Here is a 23385-nt window from a genome sequence, read left to right as displayed (position 1 = left end):
GCGCCGGACGCGCCGCCGCCCCCGGCCCCCCCCGCCCCGCCGGCGCCGGGGCGGGCGCCATGTTGGGGTCGAAACCCATCGGCTCCGCAGTCGCGGTGGCCGACGGGATGGTCACGAGGGTGCCCGTGACCGCGGCAAGAACGAGCGTCTTACGGACGTTCTTCAATATCTTTCCTTTCGCGGTGCGCGCGCGCCAAAGCAAGCCCACGGGGGTGGGCTGACGGTTTCTGGTTGATGCGGAAACCTGCTTCGGAACGTGCCGGCTTGTTCCGGCACGACAGCGGTGGGCTCGAATCGCCCGGCGGACTGCTACCCGCCGGCCGCGGACTGGCCTTCGCCGTCCGCAGCCCCGCTCACACGCGGGTCCGTGATTCTGTTTTCAGTTACTGTTCCGTAACCCGTTGCGGGCTAACAGGGACCGTACGAGAACGAGCCGCGTTCGTCATCTTGGGAAGACGGCCATCTCGTTTCGGTAACGGGGTGATCACGGCGCAATACCGTCGCCATTTCGGCAGGTCAGCTGCGTGATTTCGAGAAGTACCCAACAATCGCGCGGCGTTTCAAATCGTGAGCCGAATCACGCCCATTTTGTGAACTGGCGCACGTATTTGCGCTACCACGTTTGGGCCGTTTCGGGTCCAACGGACCCAGGTCCGCTGTCGCGAAGCGGCGTAGCCTACAACAAGTTACGTTGCCCCGTCACGCGCCACGCCTGACCACGGGAACGAATTGTGTTGCGCTGCTGGCTAACTTGCATCGTTCAAATAGCGGGCGTTGACACCCGTAGCCGTCCCCGCGCCGGAGGCGGTAATGTGCTGAAATTTGTTCCTGCATAATGCTTTTCGACAATTATCTGCCCGCGATCGAGGCCACGGCCGTGGAGGGCGACTGCTCCGCCGGACGCCTCCGTCAGACCGTCCGATTCGGCCTTGCCGATTTGCTCACGAGATCTGTGATTTCGGTCGACGCCGGGCGCATGGACACGGCGTCCTTATAAAGCGGCGGGCAATTGGCCTGAAACTCGTGGTGCGCCAACAGATCACGGTGCGCCGCCGGATTGCCTATTCCCCGACGGCGAGTCGCTTAGCCCGAAATCGAAGCGAGAACAGCACTCGTCTTATGTCGAATAGGCTTGCGCATTCTCGGGCGTCGGCAGTGCCCGAATTTACGCAGAATTTATCCGACGCGATTTCGCCGCGCTGGTGGCGCGGGATTGCCGTCAGCTGCGGGGCTGTGCGAGGGCGCGGAGCTCCGCGTCGGTGTTGACGTTGGTCAGCCACCGCGATTCCGACGTCACGACGCGCTGGGCATCCGATGAGTCCACCAGGGCGCGCATTTTGCGCTGGCCGGCGGCCACCAACGCGTCGACCCGGTCGGCCAGGTCCGTCCGGTACACCGCGGCAAGGTAGTGGTCCTGGCCGTCCCAGGGCAGCACCACTTCCGCACCCGTCTCCAGCGCCCGGCGGGCGAGGTCGTCGATGAGTTCGACGGCCAGGAACGGCATGTCGACGGCGCAGACGAAGGCGAGGCGGGCGCCGGCATCGGCGGCCGCGCGCAATCCCCGCCCCGTCGCCGGCAACGGGCCCAGGCCGCGCAGTTCGTCGCGCATGACCCGAGCGTGCAGTTCGGGCAACGGCTGCCCTTGGGCGGCCATGACAAGGACTGGGTCGCAACGCTGTTGGAGGATGCCGACGACGTGTTCGACCATCGTGGTTGCATCGGAGCCCGCGGACCCGGGGACGGGCAGGCTCGCTTTGTCTCGCCCCATCCGTTGCGATGCGCCGCCGGCGAGCACTACGCCGGCGAGTGAACTCGTTTCGCCCACGTCAGTCGACGGTCCAGGTGTCGCGCCCACGCAGCAGCGACTGCAGGGCGGCGTCGTCGAACGGCTTCGCGGCGCGGGCGGCCTGCACCTGCGAGCGCGCCGCGTCGTCGTAAGTGGGGCGGCTGACATCCCGGAAGATTCCGAGCACGGTGTGATCGAGGTTCTGATCGGAGAGCCGCGACAGCGCGAAGGCGTAGGCCGAGTCGTCGGTGTGCGCGTCGTGCACCATGATCTCGTCGACGGACACGTCGGCGGTCTTGGCGAATTCGAGGCCGAAGCCGGACTTGACCACGCAGTACTCGCCGTCGGCGCCGAAGGTGATGGGGTCGCCGTGGCGGATGTTGATCACCCGTTCCTCGGCGCCCTCCTTGCGCAGCACGTCGAAGGAGCCGTCGTTGAAAATCGGGCAGTCCTGCAGGATTTCGACCACCGCGGCGCCGCGGTGCTCGGCGGCGGCGCGCAACACCTCGGACAGTCCGTTGCGGTCGGAGTCGAGGGCGCGGCCGACGAACGTCGCCTCGGCACCCAGCGCCAACGACACCGGATTGAACGGGTGGTCCAGCGATCCCATCGGGGTGGACTTGGTGATCTTGCCGACCTCCGACGTCGGCGAGTACTGGCCCTTGGTCAGCCCGTAGATCCGGTTGTTGAACAACAAGATCGTGATGTTGACGTTGCGGCGCAGCGCGTGGATCAGGTGGTTGCCGCCGATCGACAACGCGTCGCCGTCACCGGTGACCACCCACACCGAGAGGTCCTCGCGGGCCAGCGCCAGACCGGTCGCGATGGCCGGCGCGCGCCCGTGGATGGAGTGAAATCCGTAGGTTTCCAAGTAATACGGGAACCGGCTCGAGCAACCAATGCCGCTGATGAACACGATGTTCTCGCGACGCAGCCCGAGCTCGGGCAGGAAGTTGCGGATGGTGTTGAGGATGACGTAGTCCCCACACCCGGGGCACCAACGGACCTCTTGGTCACTGGTGAAGTCCTTGCCCTTCTGCGGCTGATCCGTGGTGGGCACACCGTCGTTCTTCTTCAACCTAGGGGTCAGCCCTAGGTCCGTGCCCGCCAGATTTCCCACCAGGTCGGTCATTCGATAGCTCCCGCTCCAACCGTTGCTGCCGCCATTCTGGCGACCATCGTCTTGTCTTGCTCGATTTCTGCCAGCGTGCCGCCCTCCGCAGCGCGGATGACACGCCCGATCTCGTCGGCGAGGAATGCGACACCCTGGACCTTGCTAACCGATTGCACGTCGACCAGATACTTGCCGCGGAGCAACAGGGCGAGCTGGCCCAGGTTCATCTCCGGGCACACCACCATCGGGTAACGCCGCAACACATCGCCCAGGTTCGCCGGGAACGGGTTCAGGTAGCGCAGGTGGGCGTGCGCGACCTTGACGCCCTTGCGCCGCGCACGCCGGCAGGCTTCACCGATCGGGCCGTACGAGCTGCCCCAGCCGATCAGCAGCAGCTCGGCGTCTCCGGTCGGGTCGTCAACCTCGAGGTCGGGAACCGATATGCCGTCGATCTTGGCCTGGCGCAAGCGAACCATGAGGTCGTGGTTGACCGGCTCGTAGGAGATGGCGCCCGAGCCGTTAGCCGCCTCCAGGCCACCGATCCGATGCTCGAGGCCGGGGGTGCCCGGCACGGCGAATTGGCGCGCGAGCGTCTCCGGATCGCGGTTGTACGGCTGGAACGGCTCGTCCGGCTTGGCGAACGTGTGCTTGATCGGCTGCAGCGTGCTGACGTCCGGAATGCGCCACGGCTCCGAGCCGTTGGCGATTGCGCCGTCGGACAACACGATCACCGGGGTGTGGTAGGAGACCGCGATGCGTACCGCCTCGAGCGCGGTTTCGAAGCAGTCGGACGGCGAGCGTGGCGCCAGCACGGCAACCGGCGACTCCCCGTTGCGGCCGTACAGCGCCTGCAGCAGGTCGGCCTGCTCGGTCTTGGTCGGCAGGCCGGTCGAGGGGCCGCCGCGCTGAACGTCGATGACCAGCAAGGGCAATTCGGTCATCACCGCGAGACCCAACGCTTCCGACTTGAGCGAGATCCCCGGGCCCGACGTGCTCGTGACGCCCAGAGCACCGCCGTACGAGGCGCCGATTGCGGCGCAGATGCCGCCGATCTCGTCCTCGGCCTGGAAGGTGATGACGTTGAAGTTCTTGTGCTTGGACAGCTCGTGCAGGATGTCCGACGCCGGCGTGATCGGATAACTGCCGAGCACCACCGGAATGTTGGCCAGCTGACCCGCCGCGACGATGCCGTAGGACATCGCGGTGTTGCCGGAGATCTGCCGGTATTCGCCAGAGGGCAACGTCGCCCGCGAAACCTCGTAGGTGGTGCCGAACGCCTCGGTCGTTTCGCCGTAGTTCCAGCCCGCCTTGAGCGCCAAGACATTGGCCTCCGCGATGTCGGGCTTGCGGGCGAACTTCTCCCGGATGAACTTCTCGCTGGTCTCGATCGGCCGGCCGTACATCCACGACAGCAGACCCAGCGCGAACATGTTCTTCGCGCGCTGGCCGTCTTTCTTCGACGCGCCGATCGCCTCAACCGCGCCCAGCGTCAGCGTGGTCATCGCGACGGAATGCACGACGTAGTCGGACAACTCGTCGGACTCGAGGGGGTTCGTTACGTAGCCCACCTTGGTCAGGTTGCGCTTGGTGAACTCGTCGGAGTTGGCGATCACCATGCCGCCGCGCGGCAGGTCGCCCAGGTTGGCCTTGAGCGCCGCCGGGTTCATCGCGACGAGCACGTCTGGGCGGTCACCGGCGGTCAGGATGTCGTAGTCGGCGATTTGGATCTGAAAGGACGAGACCCCGGGCAGGGTGCCTGCGGGGGCGCGGATCTCCGCGGGGTAGTTCGGCTGGGTCGCCAGGTCGTTGCCGAAAAGCGCTGCCTCCGAGGTGAACCGGTCACCGGTCAGCTGCATGCCGTCGCCGGAGTCCCCGGCGAAGCGAATGACGACTTGCTCCAGGCGCTGGCGGTCGGACCCGCCACCGGAAGGCGACCCGTTCGAGCCGTTGTGAGAATCAGATCCGGCTCCGCTGCCGTTCGGATCCACGTATCCGCCTTCCATTCGTCGGATAGGCACTTCGCTGCTGAAGCTTTACGTTACGCGCTGTTCAAGCGAGTCCCGCGCCCTCGCGCTGTGTGTCACTGGTGGTACCAATTATGGCACTTCTTTAAGAGACTCTAAGACGAGAATGGCCGTCTCTAAACCATTACACGCAGCGGTTTTCACCTAAAACCGATGTCAGCCGGGGGACGGTGGCGCCGACACTTCAAAAGTGTGGTATTGGTCACTCTTCCGCGACGGCGGCCAATTCTCTGGGCGCCGTTTCGGGCATCGCGATCAGGTACAGGAAGAAGCCCACGCCCGCGAGCGCTCCCAGGGAAGCGAAGGCGGCGTCGTAGCCGGCGGCCACCACGATCCAGCCCGCAACGAGGTTGGAAACCGAGGCGCCTATCCCCGTCGCGGCCGTCACGGCGCCGAGGCTGACATTGAACCGGCCGGTGCCGTGCGTCACGTCTTGGACCACGAGGGGAAACAGCGCGCCGAACACGCCGGCCCCGATGCCGTCAAGCAGCTGGACGCCGACCAACCAGTACGGGTTACCGGACAGGGTGTAGAGAAATCCGCGGGCGGCCAAGACCGCGAAGCCAACCAGGAAGATCGGCTTTCGTCCCCACGAATCGGCCTTGGTTCCGGCGAAGTAAGCCACCGGCACCATGACCACCTGCGCGGCGACGATGCAACCGGCCATCAGGGCGGTCCCGACGTCCTTGTTGTGCAGCGCCAGCAGCTGGCCGACCAGCGGCAGCATTGCCGCATTGGCGAAGTGGAACGCAATGACCGTCGCGGCGAAGATCATCAGCCTGCGGTTGTGCAGCAGCGCCGCCATCCGCGACGGCGTCTCGTGCGGCCCTCCCCGCACGTGATCCATGCCCCGGGCGACGTCATGGTCGATCGCATCGCCCGGAATCCGCAGCGTCGCAAGCACACTGGCGGCCGCCATGACGGCAAGCACCCAGAACACCACCACCGGGCCGAAGAAGTAGGCCAGCCCGCCGGTAATGGCGGCGGCCGACGCGTTGCCCGCGTGGTTGAACGACTCGTTGCGCCCGATCCGCCGGGAAAAGTAACGGGGACCCACGACGCCCAAGGTGATCGCGGCCAGCGCCGGGGCGAAGACCGAGCCGGCGATGCCAGTGAGGGCCTGCAATACCGAGATCGAGTAGAAGCCGGGAAACAACGGCATCGCCAACGAACCGACCGTGATGGTCAACGCCCCGACGATGATCAGCGCCCGTTTGGCCGTGCTCCGATCCACCAACGCGCCGGCCGGCGCCTGCGCAACGATCGCCCCGATCCCCCCGACCGCCATGACGAACCCGATCGACGCCTGATCCCAATGGTGGGCCAGCAGCAAGTAGATCGACAGGTAGGGGCCCAGCCCGTCGCGCACATCGGCCAGCAGGAAGTTCACCAGGTCGAGCGCGCCCGTCAGCCGGCGCGGTACGGGGCTGGCGGTGGCAGCGGCGGCCGGCATGCGCATCTAGTACCCAAATGCGCGGCGGCTCGACCGCCGGGGAGTGTTAGGCGCTCTTGTCGCGACGCTCGGTGCGCGACGGCTTGCGCGGCACGATCGTCGGCAGCACGTTGTCCTGCACGGTCTCCTTGGTCACTACGACCTTGGCGACGTCGTCGCGGCTCGGGATGTCGTACATCACCGGCAGCAGGACCTCTTCCATGATGGCGCGCAGACCGCGGGCGCCCGTGCCGCGGTGGATCGCCTGGTCGGCGATCGCCTCCAGCGCGTCATCGGTGAATTCGAGCTCGACGCCGTCCATCTCGAACAGCCGGGTGTATTGCTTGACCAGAGCGTTCTTCGGCTCGGACAGGATCTTGACCAACGACTCCCGGTCCAGGTTGGTCACCGAGGCGACCACCGGCAGCCGGCCGATGAACTCGGGGATCAGGCCGAACTTGATCAGGTCCTCGGGCATGACGTCGGAGAAGTGGTCGGTGGTGTCGATTTCGGCCTTCGAGCGGACCTCGGCGCCGAAGCCCAGGCCCCGCTTGCCGACGCGCTCGTAGATGATCTTCTCCAGGCCGGCGAACGCCCCCGCGACGATGAACAGCACGTTGGTGGTGTCGATCTGGATGAACTCTTGGTGCGGGTGCTTGCGGCCGCCCTGCGGGGGAACCGACGCCTGCGTGCCCTCCAGGATCTTCAGCAGGGCCTGCTGAACGCCCTCGCCGGAGACGTCGCGGGTGATCGACGGGTTCTCGCTCTTGCGGGCGATCTTGTCGACCTCGTCGATGTAGATGATTCCGGTCTCGGCGCGCTTGACGTCGTAGTCGGCGGCCTGAATGAGTTTGAGCAGAATGTTCTCGACGTCCTCACCGACGTAACCGGCTTCGGTCAGCGCGGTGGCGTCGGCGATGGCGAACGGGACGTTGAGCATCTTGGCGAGCGTCTGGGCGAGGTAGGTCTTGCCGCAGCCGGTGGGACCGAGCATCAGGATGTTGGACTTGGTCAGCTCAACCGGCTCGTGCCGGGAGTCGCGGCCCTTCTCCCCGGCTTGGATGCGCTTGTAGTGGTTGTAGACGGCGACGGCCAGCGTCCGCTTGGCGGTGTCCTGCCCGATGACGTAGCCCTCCAAGAATTCCCGGATCTCAACCGGCTTGGGGAGTTCGTCAAGTTTGACGTCGTCGGCGTCGGCCAGCTCCTCTTCGATGATCTCGTTGCAGAGGTCGATGCACTCGTCGCAGATGTACACACCGGGGCCAGCAATGAGCTTCTTGACCTGTTTCTGGCTCTTCCCGCAGAACGAGCACTTCAGCAGGTCACCGCCGTCTCCGATGCGCGCCATGGTGCTTAGGTGCCTACTTCCTTTTCGCCGTTCGTCTTGCTGTGCCGCATGTATGCCCCGACGCTACCCGCTAGATCGGGCCCGACGCGACCGTTAAGGCCGAATCGCGTCGGTGGTATTCATGCTGTCCGTCTGGATGAAACATATAGCCACACGGCGCCCGTCACTCGCGAAAGGCGCGCTTTGCGTGTCTTTGGCGTGTCGCGGTCGTTACCCAACCGAGGCTGGTGCGGCGACCGATTTCCACTTCCGCTGGAGATGCCGACCCGGGTAGAGCATGGGCAGATCCCCAAGAAATCACCCTACAGTGGCCGGGTGGAATTGGCTCTGAACAGCGGGTCGGTCCTGATCAACGATGGCGGCCTGGCGACCGAGCTGGAAGCGCGCGGGCATGACCTCTCCGACCCGTTGTGGTCGGCCAGGCTACTGGCGGACGACCCGCACGAAATCGTCTCCGTTCACGCCGCGTTTTATCGCGCCGGTGCCGCGATCGCGACGACGGCGAGCTACCAGGCGTCGTTCGAGGGCTTCGCTTCCCGCGGGATCGACCGAGCGGAGGCCGCCGGGCTACTACGTCGCAGCGTCGAACTTGCGAAGACCGCGCGTGACCACGCGGGCGCGGGCGGGCTCGTCGCCGCCTCGGTCGGCCCGTACGGCGCCGCACTGGCCGACGGATCGGAATATCGCGGACGCTACGGCCTGTCCGTCGCGGCTTTGCGGCGATGGCACCGACCCCGGCTGGAGATCCTGGCCGACGCCGGCGCCGACGTGCTGGCGTGCGAGACCGTGCCCGACATCGACGAGGCCGAGGCGCTGGTCGATCTGGTCGGTTCGGTCGGCGCGCCGGCCTGGCTCAGCTACACCATCGACGGCACCGGAACCCGGGCCGGGCAACCGCTGGCCGAGGCGTTCGCCGTCGCCGCCGGGGTGCGCGAGATCGTCGCGATCGGCGTCAATTGCTGCGCACCCGAGGACGTGCTGCCGGCGATCGAGATCGCCGCGGCAGCCGGCAAGCCCGTGATCGTCTACCCCAACAGCGGCGAGCGTTGGGACGGCCGGGGCTGGGCGGGGCGGCGTTCATTTTCGGCGCGGCTGGCCACGCAGTGGGTGGCGGCGGGGGCACGCCTCGTCGGTGGCTGCTGCCGGGTCGGGCCGGCGGACATCGCCGACGTCGCGGCCGCCTTGCGCCCGGCGTGACCTACAGACCTACGCGTTCTGCGCGGAGAGCTTCCGGTACTCCAGGACGGTGTCGATGATTCCGTAGTCCTTCGCCTCTTCGGCGGTAAGGATCTTGTCCCGGTCGGTGTCCTTGCGGACCGTCGCGGCGTCCCTGCCGGTGTGGCGGGCCAGCGTGGTCTCCATCAGCGTGCGCATCCGCTCGATCTCGGCGGCCTGGATCTCTAGATCGGAGAACTGGCCCTGGATCACACCCTGAAGCGACGGCTGGTGGATCAGCACCCGCGCGTTGGGCAGCGCCATCCGCTTGCCGGGAGTGCCCGCGGCGAGCAACACCGCCGCGGCAGAGGCGGCCTGGCCCAGGCACACCGTCTGAATGTCGGCGCGCACGTACTGCATGGTGTCGTAAATCGCCATCAGCGAGGTGAATCCGCCGCCGGGCGAGTTGATGTACATGGTGATGTCGCGGTCGGGGTCCAGCGACTCCAACACCAGTAGCTGCGCCATGATGTCGTTCGCCGAAGCGTCGTCCACCTGGACGCCGAGGAAGATGATGCGCTCTTCGAACAGCTTGTTGTAGGGATTCGACTCCTTGACGCCGAAGCTGGAGTGCTCGATGAACGACGGCAGGATGTAGCGCGCCTGCGGCTGGATCTGAGGGTTATGGGTACTCACTGGGCTTCTCCGTTGGTGATGTGGGCGGCGCGCGTGATGATGTGGTCGACGAACCCGTATTCCAGTGCTTCCGGGGCGGTGAACCAGCGGTCACGATCGGAATCGGCCTCGATGCGTTCGATCGACTGCCCGGTGAATTCCGCGTTCAGCCGGAACATCTCCTTCTTGATGACGTGGAACTGCTCGGCCTGGATGGCGATGTCGGCCGCGCTGCCCGTCACCCCGCCGAGCGGCTGGTGCATCAGGATGCGCGCGTGCGGCAGCGCGTAGCGCTTGCCCTTCGTGCCGGCCGCGAGCAGGAACTCGCCCATCGAGGCCGCCATGCCCATCGCGTAGGTGGCGATGTCGCAGGGCGCCAGCACCATGGTGTCGTAGATGGCCATGCCGGCGCTGATCGATCCGCCCGGGGAGTTGATGTACAGCGAGATGTCCTTGTCGGCATCCTCTGCGGCGAGCAGCAGGATCTGCGCGCACAGCCGGTTGGCGACCTCGTCGTTCACTTCCGAACCCAGGAAGATGATGCGCTCGGAGAGCAAGCGCTCATAGACCGAGTCCGTGAGGTTGAGCCCTTGCGAGGGCGAACGCATGTCAGACACGACTGGTTTACCTGCTTTCTCGAGTTCTTCTATGCACCGACACTAACCAACCGAGCCCACTGTTTCGCGGTCACGCTCCCCCTCAATTGGGCGCTTTCGCTCACAGCGTCAAACCGGTCACTCCGTTTCGTCGCCGGGGGCCTCAGCTTCGTCGGCGTCTTCGGCTTCCTCGGCCTCGCTTGTCAGCTCGGCCTCGTCCGAACGCTTGCCGAAGAACTCGCTGGTGTCGATCGCGTTGCCATCGGTGTCGGTGACCGTCGCCGCCCGCACCACCTCGGCGATGGTCAGCCCGCGCCGCACGTCGGCGAACATGGCCGGCAGCTGGTTGTTCTCCTGCAGGTAGCCCAACAGCTGCTGCGGCTCGATGCCGTATTGCCGCGAAGTCGCGACCAGTCGTTCGGTCAAGTCGTCCTGGCCGACCTGGACCTCCAGCTCGTCGGCCAGCGCATCCAGCAGCAGCTGCTTCTTGACGTCCGTCTCCGCGGCGGTGCGCGTCTCGGTCTCGAATTCTTCGCGGGTCTTTCCCTGCCCGGCGAGCGCCTCTTCGAGCTTGGCTTCGTCGTGGTCGAGGCTGTGTAGCGCGTCGTGGAGCGAGCTGTCGACCTGCGCCTTGACGATCGCTTCCGGCAGCGGCACATCGACCTGTTCGAGCAGCGTGTCCAGCGCTGCATTACGAATCTGGTCGGCCTGCTGGGCGCGCTTGACCCGCCCAACCTGGTCGCGCAGGCTCGACCGGAGCTCCTCGATGGTGTCGAACTCGCTGGCCAGTTGGGCGAACTCGTCATCGGGCTCGGGGAGTTCGCGTTGCTTGATCGACTTGACCGTGACCGTCACCTGCGCGTCCTGCCCGGCGTGCTCGCCGGCCGCCAGCTGGGCGGTGAACTCCCGGGACTCATCGACGGACAGTCCGACCAGGGCGTCGTCGAGGCCGGCGATGAGCCGGCCCGACCCGACCTCGTGGGACAGGCCCTCCGCGGCGGCCCCCGGCACCTCTTCGCCGTTGATGGTGGCGGACAGATCGATGGAGACGAAGTCACCGGTGGCCACCGGACGGTCGACGCCGGTCAGGGTGCCGAACCGGGTGCGCAGTGACTGCAATTCGGCGTCGACGTCTTCGTCGCTGACGTCGATCGGGTCCACCGAGATCTTCAGCGCGCCGAGGTTCGGCAGCTCGATCTTGGGGCGGACGTCGACCTCGGCGGTGAACGCCAGCTCCTCGCCGTACTCCTTCTTGGTGACCTCGATCTCGGGCTGGCCGAGGGGCTGCACCTCCGAATCGACGACCGCCTGCCCGTACCGGGCGGGCAGCGCCTCGTTGACGACCTGGTCGAGGAGGGCCTCCCGGCCGAACCGGGCCTCCAGCAACTTCGCCGGCGCCTTGCCGGGCCGGAAGCCGGGAAGCCGCACCTGCTTGGCCAGCTCCCGGTAGGCGCGCTGGAAATCGGGCTCGAGTTCGGAGAACGGCACCTCCACGTTGATGCGGACCCGGGTGGGGCTCAGCTGCTCGACGGTGCTCTTCACGGGGGTGCTCCTCGGTGGTCGTTCCTGGCGTTCGGTGGGCCGTGTGCATGCGGCACGGGGTCGTGCTGGTCGGGGTGACAGGATTTGAACCTGCGGCCTTCCGCTCCCAAAGCGGATGCGCTACCAAGCTGCGCTACACCCCGCGCTGACCTCGATGATCCTAAGGCCCCTCACGTCCGGGTTAGCCACGGGCTTCGCGGCGACCTCGCGGACCCTCACGGAGCGATCACAAGACCGCGTCGATTAGATTTGATCTTCGTCGACAGCTACAGTCACGCTCGACTAGCACATGCGGGCGTAGCTCAATGGTAGAGCCCTAGTCTTCCAAACTAGCTACGCGGGTTCGATTCCCGTCGCCCGCTCGGGGTAAGGATCTGCTCCATAGAGAGGCGCCATGAGCGACGTCAAAATCCATGGCTCATGCGCGTCGGACTTCGTCGGAGTGCGCGACGCGTTCGAGCGCAACTTCGCGCTGGGCGATGAAGTTGGCGCGGCCGTCGCTGCGTGGGTGGACGGGTCCCTCGTCGTCAATCTCTGGGGCGGCTATGCCGACGCCGCCCGTACCCGGGCCTGGCAGCAGAACACCCTGACCACGGTGTTGTCCGGCACCAAAGGCCTGTCGGCCACCTGTGTCCACCAGCTGGCCGACCGCGGCGAGCTGGATCTGCAGGCCCCGGTCGCCCATTACTGGCCCGAGTTCGCGCAGGCGGGCAAACAAGACATCACGCTGGCGATGGTGATGAGTCACCGGTCCGGCGTGATAGGCCCCCGAACCCGGCTGCGCTGGGAAGACGTCGCCGACTGGGATTTCGTCTGCGCGCAGCTGGCCGCCGCAGAACCTTACTGGGCGCCGGGCACCGCCCAGGGCTACCACATGACCACCTTCGGCTTCATCCTCGGTGAGGTGTTCCGCCGGGTCACGGGCCGGACGATCGGCCAGTACCTGCGCACCGAGATCGCCGAACCGTTCGGCGCCGACGTCCACATCGGGCTGTCCCTCGCCGAACAACGCCGCTGCGCCGAGCGGGTCAACAAACCACACGCCCGCGACCTGCTGGCCGACGCGCAGGCGCCCGGCTACCCGGCCAGCCTGGCCGAGCACCCCAAGGCGGGGCTGTCAATCTCCATGGGCTTCGCCCCCGACGACGAGCTGGGCTCCCACGACCTGCAGCTGTGGCGCGAACTCGAGTTCCCCGGCACGAACGGTCAGGTGTCGGCCCTGGGATTGGCGACGTTCTACAACGCGCTCGCCCAGGAGAAGGTGCTCAGCCGCGAGCACATGGACCTGGTGCGGGAGTGCCAGGGCGGCCAGGAGACCGACTTGGTGCTCGGGCCACGGGTCGCCGATCACGGCTGGGGTTTGGGCTACATGCTCAACCAGCGGTGCGTCAACGGGCCCAACCCGCGGATCTTCGGCCACGGTGGCCTCGGCGGCTCCTTCGGGTTCGTCGATCTGGAACACCGGATCGGCTACGCGTACGTGATGAACCGTTTCGACGCCACCAAGGCCAACGCGGACCCGCGCAGCCTCGCCCTGAGCAACGAGGTCTACGCCGCGCTGGGCGTCACCTAGGTTCAGCGCAAACGCGGCTTGTCATTTCTGACAGCTGGGGCACCAGAACACGTTTCGGCCCTCCAACACGGCCGTGCGGATCGAATCTCCGCAGACCCGGCAGGCCTCGCCGGCGCGCCGGTAGACGTATGTCCGGGGCCGCCCGGCCCGGTAAGACGGGGCTCCGTGGTCGTGCTCGGGCCGCACCACGATGATTTTGCCGCGGCGCAAGCCGACCTTCATCAGCGCCACCAAATCGGTCCACGCCGCGTCGAACTCCGCCTCGCCGATATCCCGGCCGGCGCGGAACGGGTCGATGCGGTGGCGGTAGAGCAGTTCGTTGCGGTAGACGTTGCCCACGCCGGCGACGATGGTCTGATCCATCAGTAGTGCGCCAATGGGTCTGCGGGACTTTGTGATTCGGTTCCAAGCCCAGGACGGATCCGCGTCGTTACGCAGCGGATCGGGACCGAGCCTGGCCAGCACGTCGGAAACCTGGCCCTCGTCGATCACCTCGCAGACCGTGGGGCCCCGCAAGTCGGTGCCGTAGTCGGCGCCGACCATCCGCATCCGCACCTGCCCGACCGGTTCGGGAAGGACCGCGTCCACGCGTGGCCATTCGGTGAAGGCACCGTAGAGGCCGAGGTGCACGTGCACGATCGGTCCGCCTTGAAGGGGCTCGTAGTGGTGGAACAGGTGTTTGCCCCAGACGCTGGTGCGGCGCAACACGCGGCCGTCCACCAAGGCCGAATCGACGAAGCGGCCCTGCGGGCTCGACACCGCAACGGGCGCCCCACCGAAGCGGCGCTGATGCAGCCGGGCCAGCCGGTGCAGGGTATGCCCTTCGGGCATGGCGTCTCAGCCCTGCGCGCCGGGCACCGGGGGCGCCTGGTGAGTGCGCTCGTACTCGGCGAGGATGTCGATCCGCCGTTGGTGGCGTTCGGCTTTGGACCATGGCGCACGCAGGAAGGCGTCCACGATGGCCAACGCCTCGGGGACGGTGTGCATGCGACCGCCGATCCCGATCAACTGGGCGTTGTTGTGCTCGCGGGCCAGGGTCGCCGTCTCGACGCTCCACCCGAGCGCGCAACGGGCTCCCGGCACCTTGTTGGCCGCGATCTGTTCGCCGTTGCCCGAACCGCCCAGCACGATGCCCAGGCTGCCGGGGTCGGCCACCGTGCGCGTCGCGGCCGCGATGCAGAACGCCGGGTAGTCGTCCTCGGCGTCATAGGTGAAGGCGCCGCAATCGATCGGCTCGTGTCCGGACGCTTTGAGGTGCTCGATGATCTGCTGCTTGAGCTCGAATCCGGCGTGGTCAGAGCCGAGGTAGACGCGCATGCCCGCAATCCTTACACGGGCCGCTCATCAGTCGAATTCGGGCTTCTCGGTGCGAGTCCGCTTGAGCTCGAAGAAGTGCGGGTAGGACGCGAAGGTCACCGACGCGTCCCATAGCTTGCCGGCCTCCTCGCCGCGAGGGATCTTCGAGAGCACGGGCCCGAAGAACGCCACCCCGTTGACGTGAATGGTCGGCGTGCCTACGTCGTCGCCGACGGCGTCCATGCCGGCGTGGTGACTCTTGCGCAGCGCGTCGTCGTACGCCTCGCTGTGCGCGGCCTCGGCGAGTTCCGCGGGCAGGCCGGCGTCGGCCAGTGACAACTTGATGACTTCCTCGAGGTCCTTGTTGTCCTCGTTGTGAATCCGGGTGCCCATCGCGGTGTACAGCGGGTCGAGCACGCCTTCGCCGTGGGCCTGCTCGGCGGCGATCGCCACGCGCACCGGACCCCAGGCGTGCTTCATCATTTCGCGATATTTGTCGGGCAGGCCTTCGCGGTTCTCGTTGAGGATCGCCAGGCTCATGACGTGAAAGTGCACGTCGATGTCGCGGACCTTCTCCACCTCGAGGATCCAACGCGAAGTGATCCAGCACCACGGGCACAGCGGGTCGAACCAGAAATCGGCTTGGTCTTTCTCGGCGGCCTTCTCAGCCATAGCGCAGTCCTCTCGTCGGTCGGTACACCGTTCAGCACAACCGTAGGCGCCGCGCCCCTGTTCCCGCACCGACCGAGCTGCGGGCCGGGCACGTAAGTTGGACGCGTGGCCCTTCCTAATCTCACCCGGGACCAGGCCGTCGAACGCGCCTCCCTGATCACCGTCGACAGCTACCGGATCGACCTCGATGTCACCGATGGCTCCGGCGCACCCGGCGAGCGGACGTTCCGGTCCACCACCACGGTGGTGTTCGACGCGCTTCCCGGCGCCGACTCGTACATCGACCTCGCCGCCGAGACGGTGCGCGGCGCCAGCCTCAACGGCCACGATCTGGATGTGTCGGTTTACGACGAATCGACGGGCATCGCGCTGCGCGGTCTCGAGAAACGCAACGTCCTCGTGGTCGACGCGGACTGCCGCTACTCCAACACCGGCGAGGGACTGCACCGCTTCGTCGACCCGGTCGACAACGAGACGTACCTGTACTCGCAATTCGAAACCGCCGACGCCAAGCGCATGTTCGCCTGTTTCGACCAGCCCGACCTCAAGGCGACGTTCGACCTGCGGGTGACGGCGCCCAAACACTGGAAAGTGGTCTCCAACGGCGCGACGGTGTCCATCGAAGACGGCGTGCACGCCTTCGCCACCACCCCGCGGATGAGCACCTATCTGGTGGCCCTCATCGCCGGGCCGTACGCCGAGTGGAAGGACAGCTACACCGACGAACACGGCGAGATCCCGCTGGGCATCTTCTGCCGGGAATCGTTGGCGCGCCACATGGACGCCGAGCGGCTGTTCACCCAGACCAAGCAGGGATTCGGCTTCTACCACAAGAACTTTGGGCTGCCCTACGCGTTCGGAAAATACGACCAGCTGTTCGTGCCCGAATTCAACGCCGGCGCAATGGAAAACGCGGGCGCGGTGACCTTTCTGGAGGACTACGTCTTTCGCAGCAAGGTCACCCGGGCCTCCTACGAGCGGCGCGCCGAAACCGTGCTGCACGAGATGGCGCACATGTGGTTCGGCGACCTCGTCACCATGACCTGGTGGGACGACCTGTGGCTCAACGAGTCGTTCGCGACGTTCGCCTCGGTGCTGTGCCAGGCGGAGGCCACCGAATTCACCGAGGCCTGGACGACTTTCGCGACGGTCGAGAAGTCGTGGGCGTACCGTCAGGACCAGCTGCCGTCCACGCACCCGATCGCCGCGGACATCCCCGACCTGGCCGCGGTCGAGGTGAACTTCGACGGCATCACCTACGCCAAGGGCGCCTCCGTCCTCAAGCAGCTGGTCGCCTACGTCGGGCTGGAGCACTTCCTGGCCGGGCTGCGCGACTACTTCCGCAACCACGCGTTCGGCAACGCGACCTTCAACGACCTTGTCGCCGCGCTGGAGAAGGCGTCGGGCCGGGACCTGTCCGACTGGGGCCAGCAGTGGTTGAAGACCACCGGTTTGAACACGCTGCGGCCGGATTTCGACATCGACCCGGACGGCCGGTTCACCCGGTTCGCCGTGACACAGAGTGGCGCCGCCCCGGGTGCAGGTGAAACCCGCGTGCACCGGCTGGCGATCGGGATTTACGACGATGACGGCGCCGGCAAGCTGGTGCGGGTCCGGCGCGAAGAACTCGACGTCGAGGGCCCTGTCACGGAAGTGCCTGCCCTGATTGGTGTTTCGCGCGGTCAGCTGGTGCTCGTCAACGATGACGATCTGACGTATTGCTCACTGCGGCTGGACGCCGGGTCACTGCAGACGGCGCTGCAGCGGATCGCCGACATCGCCGAGCCACTCCCGCGCTCCCTGGTGTGGTCGGCGGCGTGGGAGATGACGCGCGAGGCCGAACTACGCGCCCGCGACTTCGTGGCGCTGGTCTCGGACGGTGTGCACGCCGAGACCGAGGTCGGGGTGGCGCAGCGGTTGCTGCTGCAAGCGCAGACGGCGCTGGGCTCCTACGCCGAGCCGGGCTGGGCGCGCGAGCATGGGTGGCCGCAGTTCGCCGATCGGCTGCTAGAGCTGGCGCGCGCCGCCGACCCCGGATCCGATCACCAGCTCGCCTTCGTCAACACCCTTTGTTCGTCGGTGCTGTCGACCCGGCACGTCGTCGTCCTGGCGGACTTGTTCGACCACGACCCGGCCGAGTTGGGGCTGGCCGGCCTGGAGATCGACACCGACCTGCGGTGGCGCATCGTGACCGCGCTCGCAAGCGCCGGCGAAATCGACGCGGACGGGCCCGCCACGCCTTTCATCGACGCGGAGGTACAGCGCGATCCGACCGCCGCGGGCAAGCGGCACGGCGCCCAGGCGGCGACGGCGCGGCCGCAGCCGCGCGTCAAGGAGGACGCCTGGACCACGGTGATCGAGGACGACACCCTGGCAAACATCACCGCTCGCAGCATCATCGCGGGCTTCGCCCCGGCCGGACAGCATGACTTGCTCACGCCGTTCACCGACCGCTATTTCGAGGCGATACCCGGCGTGTGGGCGCGGCGTTCCAGCGAAGTCGCGCAAACGGTGGTGATCGGCCTGTACCCGCACTGGAACATCAGTGAGGCCGGGATCGCGGCCGCCGACAAGTTCCTGTCCGCCCCCGAAGTGCCGCCGGCGTTGCGGCGGCTGGTGCTCGAGGGCCAGGCCGGGGTGAAGCGGTCCTTGCGGGCCCGCAGGTTCGACGCGGCCGACTAAGCCGACGGTGGCGACCCGCGGCGCCCAACTCCGCCGCGCTCGCCACTAAGCCGGGGAGATGCCCGCGCTGAGGACGCGGATCGCGCTGACCAGTCCGTCCACCAGGTCGCCCCGCTCGAACGCCGACGATGCGGCGGCAACGCCGAGCGGCGCGGACGACTCGGCGCCGCGGCCCCGGACCTGGGAGCCGTAGACCACTTCGATGACCTTCTGGTCGGGCGAGACCGCCAGCAGCACCGCATTGTCGGGCGTGGGCACCTTGGCCAGGATCTCGCGAGCCCGGGCGGCGGTGTCGCTGCCCAGGTCACCGAGGTAGATGGCGAACCGTGCCTTCGATGCCCGGGAACCGAACTTCAGTGCGTCGTCGATGGCGACGAGGTCCTTGGTCGGGAACGGGAAATGAACGGAGAGCTCGCCGGGCTCGGTGACTCCGGAAAGCCGTCCGCTGGTGGTGATCACCCACCCGTTGGGCAGCTCGCCGGGCTCGATCGTCGCCACATCACCATGTGCCACTGGCGCCACCTCCAACTGAGAACTCGTGTCCGCCGTGCCCGCCGTGGGTGTGGCCGACGTCTTCGTCGGTGGCCGCCCACAGGATCGGCGGATGCGTCCACTTCTCACCCAACTTGTAGGTCGCCGGGTGCGGTCCCTTGTGCGACCAGATCAGCACCGCCAGCACGGCCACCAGCAGCAACGGTATTCCGATGAAGTACGCGTGGATCTCCAGCATGCTCACGACGAAAACCGTATCCCACCGGGTGTTCTCGTGGCACACCCGGACACGAGATTGGTCAGGCCGCGCCTTCGCCGAGGTAGCGCGCCCAGGCCGGGTCGAGCTCCTTGACCGTCGACAGCAGTCGCCAGTGCTGCCCCGTCGGTGGCAGCGGGGTCCGGCGCAGCACCCAGCCGAGTTCGGTGAGCAGTTTGTCGCCCTTGCGGTGATTGCACGTCGAGCAGCACGCGACGCAGTTCTCCCACGAGTGGTCGCCGCCGCGACTGCGTGGCACCACGTGGTCGACGGTGTCGGCCTTCGCTCCGCAATACGCGCAGGAGAATCGGTCCCGGTGCATCAGCGCTGCCCGGGTCATCGGGACGCGGGCCCGGTACGGGACGCGGACGTAGGTCCGCAGCTGGATCACCGAGGGCACCATGATCGAGCTGGTGGCCGAATGGATCACCGGTCCGGCCGGGTCGTGATGGACCACGTCGGCCTTCCCGCAAATGACCATCACGATGGCCCGCCGCATCGGCAGCGCGGTCAGTGGCTCGTATGTCGAATTCAGCAGCAGCACCCGCCGACGACTCCACAGGGACGCGCTGTCTTGGCGGGTGGGGGGATGGGTATCGACGCTATGCAGGCATGACGCGGTCGGGGGCCCGGTTAACCCTGCCGCGGCCCCGGAACTGCGGTGGCTGCGGCGTCTCTTGCCCTGCGCCATAGATCCTCCGCGGATAGTCCACCATGATTCGCCGCCAATCGCACCCCTATTGCAGGTGAACGGCATGTCGTCCGGGTGAACAGCGGTTGTGCCCTCGGCCCGGCTCAGGCCGCAGCCGCCGCGATGGACCACAATGGAGGCGATGGATTCCGAGCCACAGTCCTTCTATGACGCCGTCGGCGGTGCCGAAACCTTTCATGCGATCGTGTCCCGCTTTTATGCCCAGGTCGCCGAGGACGAAATTCTGCGCCAGCTGTACCCCGAAGACGATTTGGCGGGCGCCGAGGAACGGTTGCGCATGTTCCTCGAGCAGTATTGGGGCGGCCCCCGCACCTACTCCGACCGGCGCGGGCATCCACGGCTGCGGATGCGCCACGTCCCGTTCCGGATCACTCCCATCGAGCGCGACGCCTGGCTGCGCTGCATGCACACGGCGGTCGCGTCGATCGATTCGGACACCCTCGACGACGAGCACCGACGTCAGTTGCTCGATTACCTTGAGATGGCCGCCCACTCGCTGGTCAACTCGCCCTTCTGATAGCCCAGCGAACTGAACGGAACAGGATGAGCCCCGGAGCATGGTGGTCGAACGCGGTCTTCTATCAGGTCTATCCCCGGTCGTTCGCCGACAGCGACGGCGACGGCGTGGGCGACATCGATGGATTACTGGCCCACCTGGATCACCTCGAGCGACTCGGGGTGGACGCGATCTGGCTCAACCCGGTCACCGTCTCGCCGATGGCCGACCACGGCTACGACGTCGCGGACCCGCGCGACATCGACCCGCTGTTCGGCGGGATGGCGGCCATTGAGCGGCTGATCCCGGCGGCGCACGAGCGGGGCATCAAGATCACCATGGACGTGGTGCCCAACCACACCAGCTCGGCGCACCCGTGGTTTCAGGCCGCGCTGGCCGCAGGGCCGGGTACCGACGCGCGGGACCGCTACTACTTCCGCGACGGCCGGGGTCCCGCCGGGGAGCTGCCGCCGAACAACTGGACGTCGGTGTTCGGGGGGTCCGCCTGGACGCGGGTGGTGGAGCCGGACGGCAATCCGGGCCAGTACTACCTGCACCTTTTCGACACCGAGCAGCCGGACCTGAACTGGGAGCACCCGGACGTCTTCGACGATTTCGAGAAGACGCTGCGTTTCTGGCTGGAACGCGGCGTGGACGGCTTCCGCATCGACGTGGCGCACGGGATGGCCAAGCCGGCCGACCTGCCCGACGCGAAGGACGACGTCAAGGTGCTGAGTCACAGCGACGACGACCCCCGCTTCAACCACCCGAGCGTGCACGAGATTCACCGCGGGATCCGCAAGATCGTCGACGACTATCCCGACGCGGTGACCATCGGCGAGGTGTGGGTGCTCGACAATCTGCTGTGGGCCGAGTACCTGCGGCCCGACGAACTGCACCTCGGCTTCAACTTCCGGCTGACGAAGATCGACTTCGACGCCAGCGAGATCCAGCACGCGATCCAGAACTCCATGGAGGCCATCGCGATCGAAAACGCCATCCCGACCTGGACGCTGTCCAACCACGACGTGGGCCGTGAGGTCACCCGGTACGGGGGCGGCGAGATCGGGCTGCGCCGGGCGAAGGCGATGGCGATGGTGATGCTCGCCCTGCCGGGCGCAGTGTTCATCTACAACGGCGAGGAACTGGGGCTGCCGGACGTCGAGCTGCCCGACGAGGTATTGCAGGACCCGACGTGGGAACGCTCCGGGCACACCGAGCGCGGCCGCGACAAGTGCCGGGTTCCGATGCCGTGGTCGGGCGAGGCTCCCCCGTTCGGGTTCTCCTCGTCGCCCGACACCTGGTTACCGATGCCGCGGGAGTGGGCGGCACTGACTGTCGAGCGGCAGGCCGCGGACCCCGAATCGACCTTCTCGTTCTTCCAGCACATCATCAAGGTGCGCAAGGAGCGCACCGAATTCGACGGTGACGAAATCGAGTGGTTGGACGCGCCACGCGATGCGCTGATCTTCAGGCGCCGCGGCGGCGGAGCGGTGTGCGCGGTGAACGCCGGCCGGCGACCGATCCCACTGCCGCCGGGACAGCTCATCATGGCCAGCGCCCCGCTGGTCGACGACGAACTCCCGCCGGACGCCGCGGCGTGGCTGGCCTGACCGGCCTCCCCCAAAGCCGGGGCGGAGCACTCGGTTTCGCATTGCGCATGGGCGATCGTCGGGGTGGCGCCGCGGGATAGATACCCTCTGGGGGTACTCTCGTGCCATGGCCGAGATCGAAACCCCGATTCCGGGTCTCAAGCTGACGTCGTGTGGGCCCACCGGCGAGAGGCGGGTTGGTGGATAACACCTTGCGATGGCTAGTGACGGCGCTCTTTGCCGTCAGCTTCGCGGCCTACGCGTATTTCCTTGTCGCCCAACGCCGATGCTGGACCGGCGTCGTGAGCCAGCTGCTGCACCTGGCGATGTCTGCGGTGATGATCTTGATGGCCTGGGGGGTTGGCATGAGCTTGCCGACCATCGTCGCACCGACGTGCTTCCTGCTCGCGGGCGCCTGGTTCGTCGGCATCGGCCGCCGCGCGCCCTGGGCCGCCGACGGCAGGCTGACGAACTACTACTACGCCCTCATGATGGTCGCGATGGCCTGGATGTACGGGGCGATGAACGGCAGCTTGCCCGGCCACTCGGATCAGGCGGGCGACGAAGCGATGAGCATGCCCGCACACAGCGCCGCGGCGGGCTTGCAGCACGCCGCACACCACATGCCGCACGCCGCGGCCGACTGGGTCAGCGTCGTCAACTGGACCGCGGCCCTGGGGTTCGGCGCGGTCGCGATTTTCTGGGCGTACCACTGGATGGCGCAGCGCTGGACGAGGTTGATGCCGCGCACCGTTCGACTCACCTACGCGCAAATCGTGACTCAAGCCGTCACCGCCGCCGGCACGGCGCTGATGTTCGCCGACATCGTTTGATCGGACCCGACGACTCGGCGCGTGCCTCATCGCTCCTCTATACCTAGTTACATGGCGACCTACGCGTGGACAGTGATCGGAGCCGGACCCGCCGGAATTGCTGCGGTCGGCAGGCTGCTCGATCGGGGCGTACCGCCGGACAAGATCGCCTGGATCGATCCCGCCTTCGCCGCGGGAGACCTGGGCGGTAAGTGGCGGTCGGTGTCGAGCAACACCATTGCCGGGACGTTCATGAGTTTCCTGAATGGCTCTGCGGCCTTTCGGTTCTCCCAAGCCCCGCCAATGCCGCTGGCCGAAGTGGACCCGGAGGAGACCTGCGCCCTTGCCCTGGTCGCCGACCCATTGGTGTGGGTCACCGCGCAACTGCGCGAACGGGTGCACACCTTCGAGACGATGGCCACCACCCTGTCCCTGCAGCGACGGCAGTGGCGGATCGAAACGCAGGATCCGGAACTGGCCTCGGACAACGTGATCCTCGCCATCGGCGCAGCCCCCAAGAGGCTCGACTATCCCCCCGACGAAATTCCGGTCGAGGTCGCCCTCGATGCCGACAAGCTCGCCGAGGTGCCGCTGGAGGGCGCGACGGTTGGCGTCTTCGGCTCGTCGCACTCGTCGATGATCGCGTTACCGCACCTGCTGCGGCTTCCGGTCGGTCGGGTGATCAATTTTTACCGCAGCCCGCTCAAATACGCTGTCTACCTGGATGATTGGATCCTTTTCGAGGATACCGGTCTCAAGGGCCGGGCCGCCGTCTGGGCCCGCGAGAACATCGACGGTGAGCATCCGGAACGGTTGGAGAGGTGCTGGGTTGCCGCCCCGGACTTCGAAGAGAAGATCGCCGAGTGCGACCACGTGGTCTACACCGTTGGTTTCGAGCAGCGGAAGCTGCCCGAGACGCCCCAGTGGGGCCCGCTGCAATACAACCGGATGAACGGAATCATCGCCCCCGGCCTGTTCGGACTGGGCATCGCCTTTCCGGAGTACGCCGAAGATCCATACGGCTACGGGCAATACCGCGTGGGCCTCAAGAAGTTCATGGATTACCTGGACTCGGTTCTTCCGCTGTGGATGGTCTACACCACGTGACGACTCACCCCGCATGCCGGGGT

At 66.8% G+C, this 23385-nt stretch carries 21 protein-coding genes and 2 tRNA genes; 8 read left to right on the top strand and 15 right to left on the bottom strand.

The window, feature by feature from the left end:
- Positions 1-1219 precede the first annotated feature (1219 nt).
- The 5 genes from mobA to clpX form a co-directional block, all read right to left on the bottom strand.
- The gene (gene mobA, locus A5773_RS10780) at positions 1220-1768 is read right to left on the bottom strand and encodes a molybdenum cofactor guanylyltransferase (protein ID WP_231989115.1); all 549 of its coding nucleotides are present in this window, start codon (positions 1766-1768) and stop codon (positions 1220-1222) included.
- 58 nt (positions 1769-1826) lie between these two features.
- Positions 1827-2918, bottom strand: a complete 1092-nt coding sequence (locus A5773_RS10775) for a 2-oxoacid:ferredoxin oxidoreductase subunit beta (protein WP_066958361.1) — start codon at positions 2916-2918, stop codon at positions 1827-1829.
- Entirely contained in the window at positions 2915-4888 is a 1974-nt protein-coding gene (locus tag A5773_RS10770; RefSeq protein ID WP_156659799.1) for a 2-oxoacid:acceptor oxidoreductase subunit alpha, read from the bottom strand. The genes A5773_RS10775 and A5773_RS10770 overlap by 4 nt, the downstream gene beginning before the upstream one ends.
- A gap of 238 nt (positions 4889-5126) precedes the next feature.
- Positions 5127-6377 (bottom strand): MFS transporter, encoded by a 1251-nt coding sequence (locus A5773_RS10765; RefSeq protein ID WP_156659801.1) that lies wholly within the window; start codon positions 6375-6377, stop codon positions 5127-5129.
- A gap of 46 nt (positions 6378-6423) precedes the next feature.
- Entirely contained in the window at positions 6424-7704 is a 1281-nt protein-coding gene (gene clpX, locus A5773_RS10760; protein WP_066958367.1) for an ATP-dependent Clp protease ATP-binding subunit ClpX, read from the bottom strand.
- A 321-nt stretch (positions 7705-8025) separates the two neighbouring features.
- Between clpX and mmuM the strand changes: the two genes are divergently transcribed.
- Complete coding sequence (gene mmuM / locus A5773_RS10755) at positions 8026-8901, top strand: homocysteine S-methyltransferase (RefSeq protein ID WP_369817343.1); 876 nt, start codon at positions 8026-8028, stop codon at positions 8899-8901.
- A gap of 9 nt (positions 8902-8910) precedes the next feature.
- On the opposite strand, the gene clpP2 is transcribed toward mmuM, so the two are convergent.
- The 4 genes from clpP2 to A5773_RS10735 form a co-directional block, all read right to left on the bottom strand.
- The gene (clpP2, locus tag A5773_RS10750) at positions 8911-9555 is read right to left on the bottom strand and encodes an ATP-dependent CLP protease proteolytic subunit ClpP2 (RefSeq protein ID WP_066958371.1); all 645 of its coding nucleotides are present in this window, start codon (positions 9553-9555) and stop codon (positions 8911-8913) included.
- Entirely contained in the window at positions 9552-10142 is a 591-nt protein-coding gene (clpP1, locus tag A5773_RS10745; protein WP_066958374.1) for an ATP-dependent CLP protease proteolytic subunit ClpP1, read from the bottom strand. The genes clpP2 and clpP1 overlap by 4 nt, the downstream gene beginning before the upstream one ends.
- 126 nt (positions 10143-10268) lie before the next feature.
- Positions 10269-11672, bottom strand: a complete 1404-nt coding sequence (tig, locus tag A5773_RS10740; protein ID WP_067261129.1) for a trigger factor — start codon at positions 11670-11672, stop codon at positions 10269-10271.
- Positions 11673-11738: 66 nt separating this feature from the next.
- Positions 11739-11815 (bottom strand) — tRNA-Pro (locus A5773_RS10735).
- Positions 11816-11963: 148 nt separating this feature from the next.
- Between A5773_RS10735 and A5773_RS10730 the strand changes: the two genes are divergently transcribed.
- Positions 11964-12034, top strand: a tRNA-Gly gene (locus A5773_RS10730).
- A gap of 32 nt (positions 12035-12066) precedes the next feature.
- Complete coding sequence (locus tag A5773_RS10725; RefSeq protein WP_066958378.1) at positions 12067-13245, top strand: serine hydrolase domain-containing protein; 1179 nt, start codon at positions 12067-12069, stop codon at positions 13243-13245.
- 21 nt (positions 13246-13266) lie between these two features.
- On the opposite strand, the gene A5773_RS10720 is transcribed toward A5773_RS10725, so the two are convergent.
- The 3 genes from A5773_RS10720 to A5773_RS10710 are packed head-to-tail and all read right to left on the bottom strand — an operon-like array spanning position 13267 to position 15213.
- Complete coding sequence (locus A5773_RS10720; RefSeq protein WP_067261127.1) at positions 13267-14076, bottom strand: Fpg/Nei family DNA glycosylase; 810 nt, start codon at positions 14074-14076, stop codon at positions 13267-13269.
- Positions 14077-14082: 6 nt separating this feature from the next.
- On the bottom strand, positions 14083-14562 hold the full coding sequence (locus A5773_RS10715; RefSeq protein WP_066958382.1) for a ribose-5-phosphate isomerase: 480 nt from the start codon (positions 14560-14562) through the stop codon (positions 14083-14085).
- A 27-nt stretch (positions 14563-14589) separates the two neighbouring features.
- The gene (locus tag A5773_RS10710) at positions 14590-15213 is read right to left on the bottom strand and encodes a DsbA family protein (RefSeq protein WP_067261124.1); all 624 of its coding nucleotides are present in this window, start codon (positions 15211-15213) and stop codon (positions 14590-14592) included.
- Positions 15214-15318: 105 nt separating this feature from the next.
- On the opposite strand from A5773_RS10710, the gene pepN reads away from it, so the two are divergent.
- A complete protein-coding gene (gene pepN / locus A5773_RS10705) occupies positions 15319-17895 on the top strand; it encodes an aminopeptidase N (protein WP_066958386.1) in 2577 nt (858 codons plus the stop codon).
- 45 nt (positions 17896-17940) lie between these two features.
- On the opposite strand, the gene A5773_RS10700 is transcribed toward pepN, so the two are convergent.
- From A5773_RS10700 to A5773_RS10690, 3 genes are all read right to left on the bottom strand, one after another.
- Positions 17941-18408 (bottom strand): DUF5130 domain-containing protein, encoded by a 468-nt coding sequence (locus tag A5773_RS10700; RefSeq protein ID WP_066958388.1) that lies wholly within the window; start codon positions 18406-18408, stop codon positions 17941-17943.
- On the bottom strand, positions 18395-18622 hold the full coding sequence (locus tag A5773_RS10695) for a hypothetical protein (protein WP_066958666.1): 228 nt from the start codon (positions 18620-18622) through the stop codon (positions 18395-18397). Before A5773_RS10695 ends, A5773_RS10700 begins: the two co-directional genes overlap by 14 nt.
- Before the next feature lie 64 nt (positions 18623-18686).
- Positions 18687-19334, bottom strand: coding sequence for an HNH endonuclease (locus A5773_RS10690; protein WP_066958390.1), 648 nt, complete (start codon positions 19332-19334; stop codon positions 18687-18689).
- Positions 19335-19476: 142 nt separating this feature from the next.
- Between A5773_RS10690 and A5773_RS10685 the strand changes: the two genes are divergently transcribed.
- From A5773_RS10685 to A5773_RS10670, 4 genes are all read left to right on the top strand, one after another.
- The gene (locus A5773_RS10685; RefSeq protein WP_066958669.1) at positions 19477-19872 is read left to right on the top strand and encodes a globin; all 396 of its coding nucleotides are present in this window, start codon (positions 19477-19479) and stop codon (positions 19870-19872) included.
- A 26-nt stretch (positions 19873-19898) separates the two neighbouring features.
- Positions 19899-21464 carry a glycoside hydrolase family 13 protein gene (locus A5773_RS10680; RefSeq protein ID WP_067790823.1) on the top strand — a complete coding sequence of 522 codons (1566 nt, stop codon included), beginning with the start codon at positions 19899-19901 and terminating at the stop codon, positions 21462-21464.
- 203 nt (positions 21465-21667) lie between these two features.
- Positions 21668-22276, top strand: coding sequence for a DUF5134 domain-containing protein (locus tag A5773_RS10675; RefSeq protein ID WP_082948172.1), 609 nt, complete (start codon positions 21668-21670; stop codon positions 22274-22276).
- Between the two features lie 72 nt (positions 22277-22348).
- The gene (locus A5773_RS10670; RefSeq protein ID WP_067790854.1) at positions 22349-23362 is read left to right on the top strand and encodes an FAD/NAD(P)-binding protein; all 1014 of its coding nucleotides are present in this window, start codon (positions 22349-22351) and stop codon (positions 23360-23362) included.
- Positions 23363-23385 lie beyond the last annotated feature (23 nt).

The sequence above is a fragment of the Mycobacterium sp. 852014-52450_SCH5900713 genome, from assembly GCF_001667075.1.
Lineage (GTDB): Bacteria > Actinomycetota > Actinomycetes > Mycobacteriales > Mycobacteriaceae > Mycobacterium.
The sequence above is the reverse complement of the archived record's forward strand: the minus strand, read 5'-3'. Positions and strand labels throughout refer to the sequence as shown.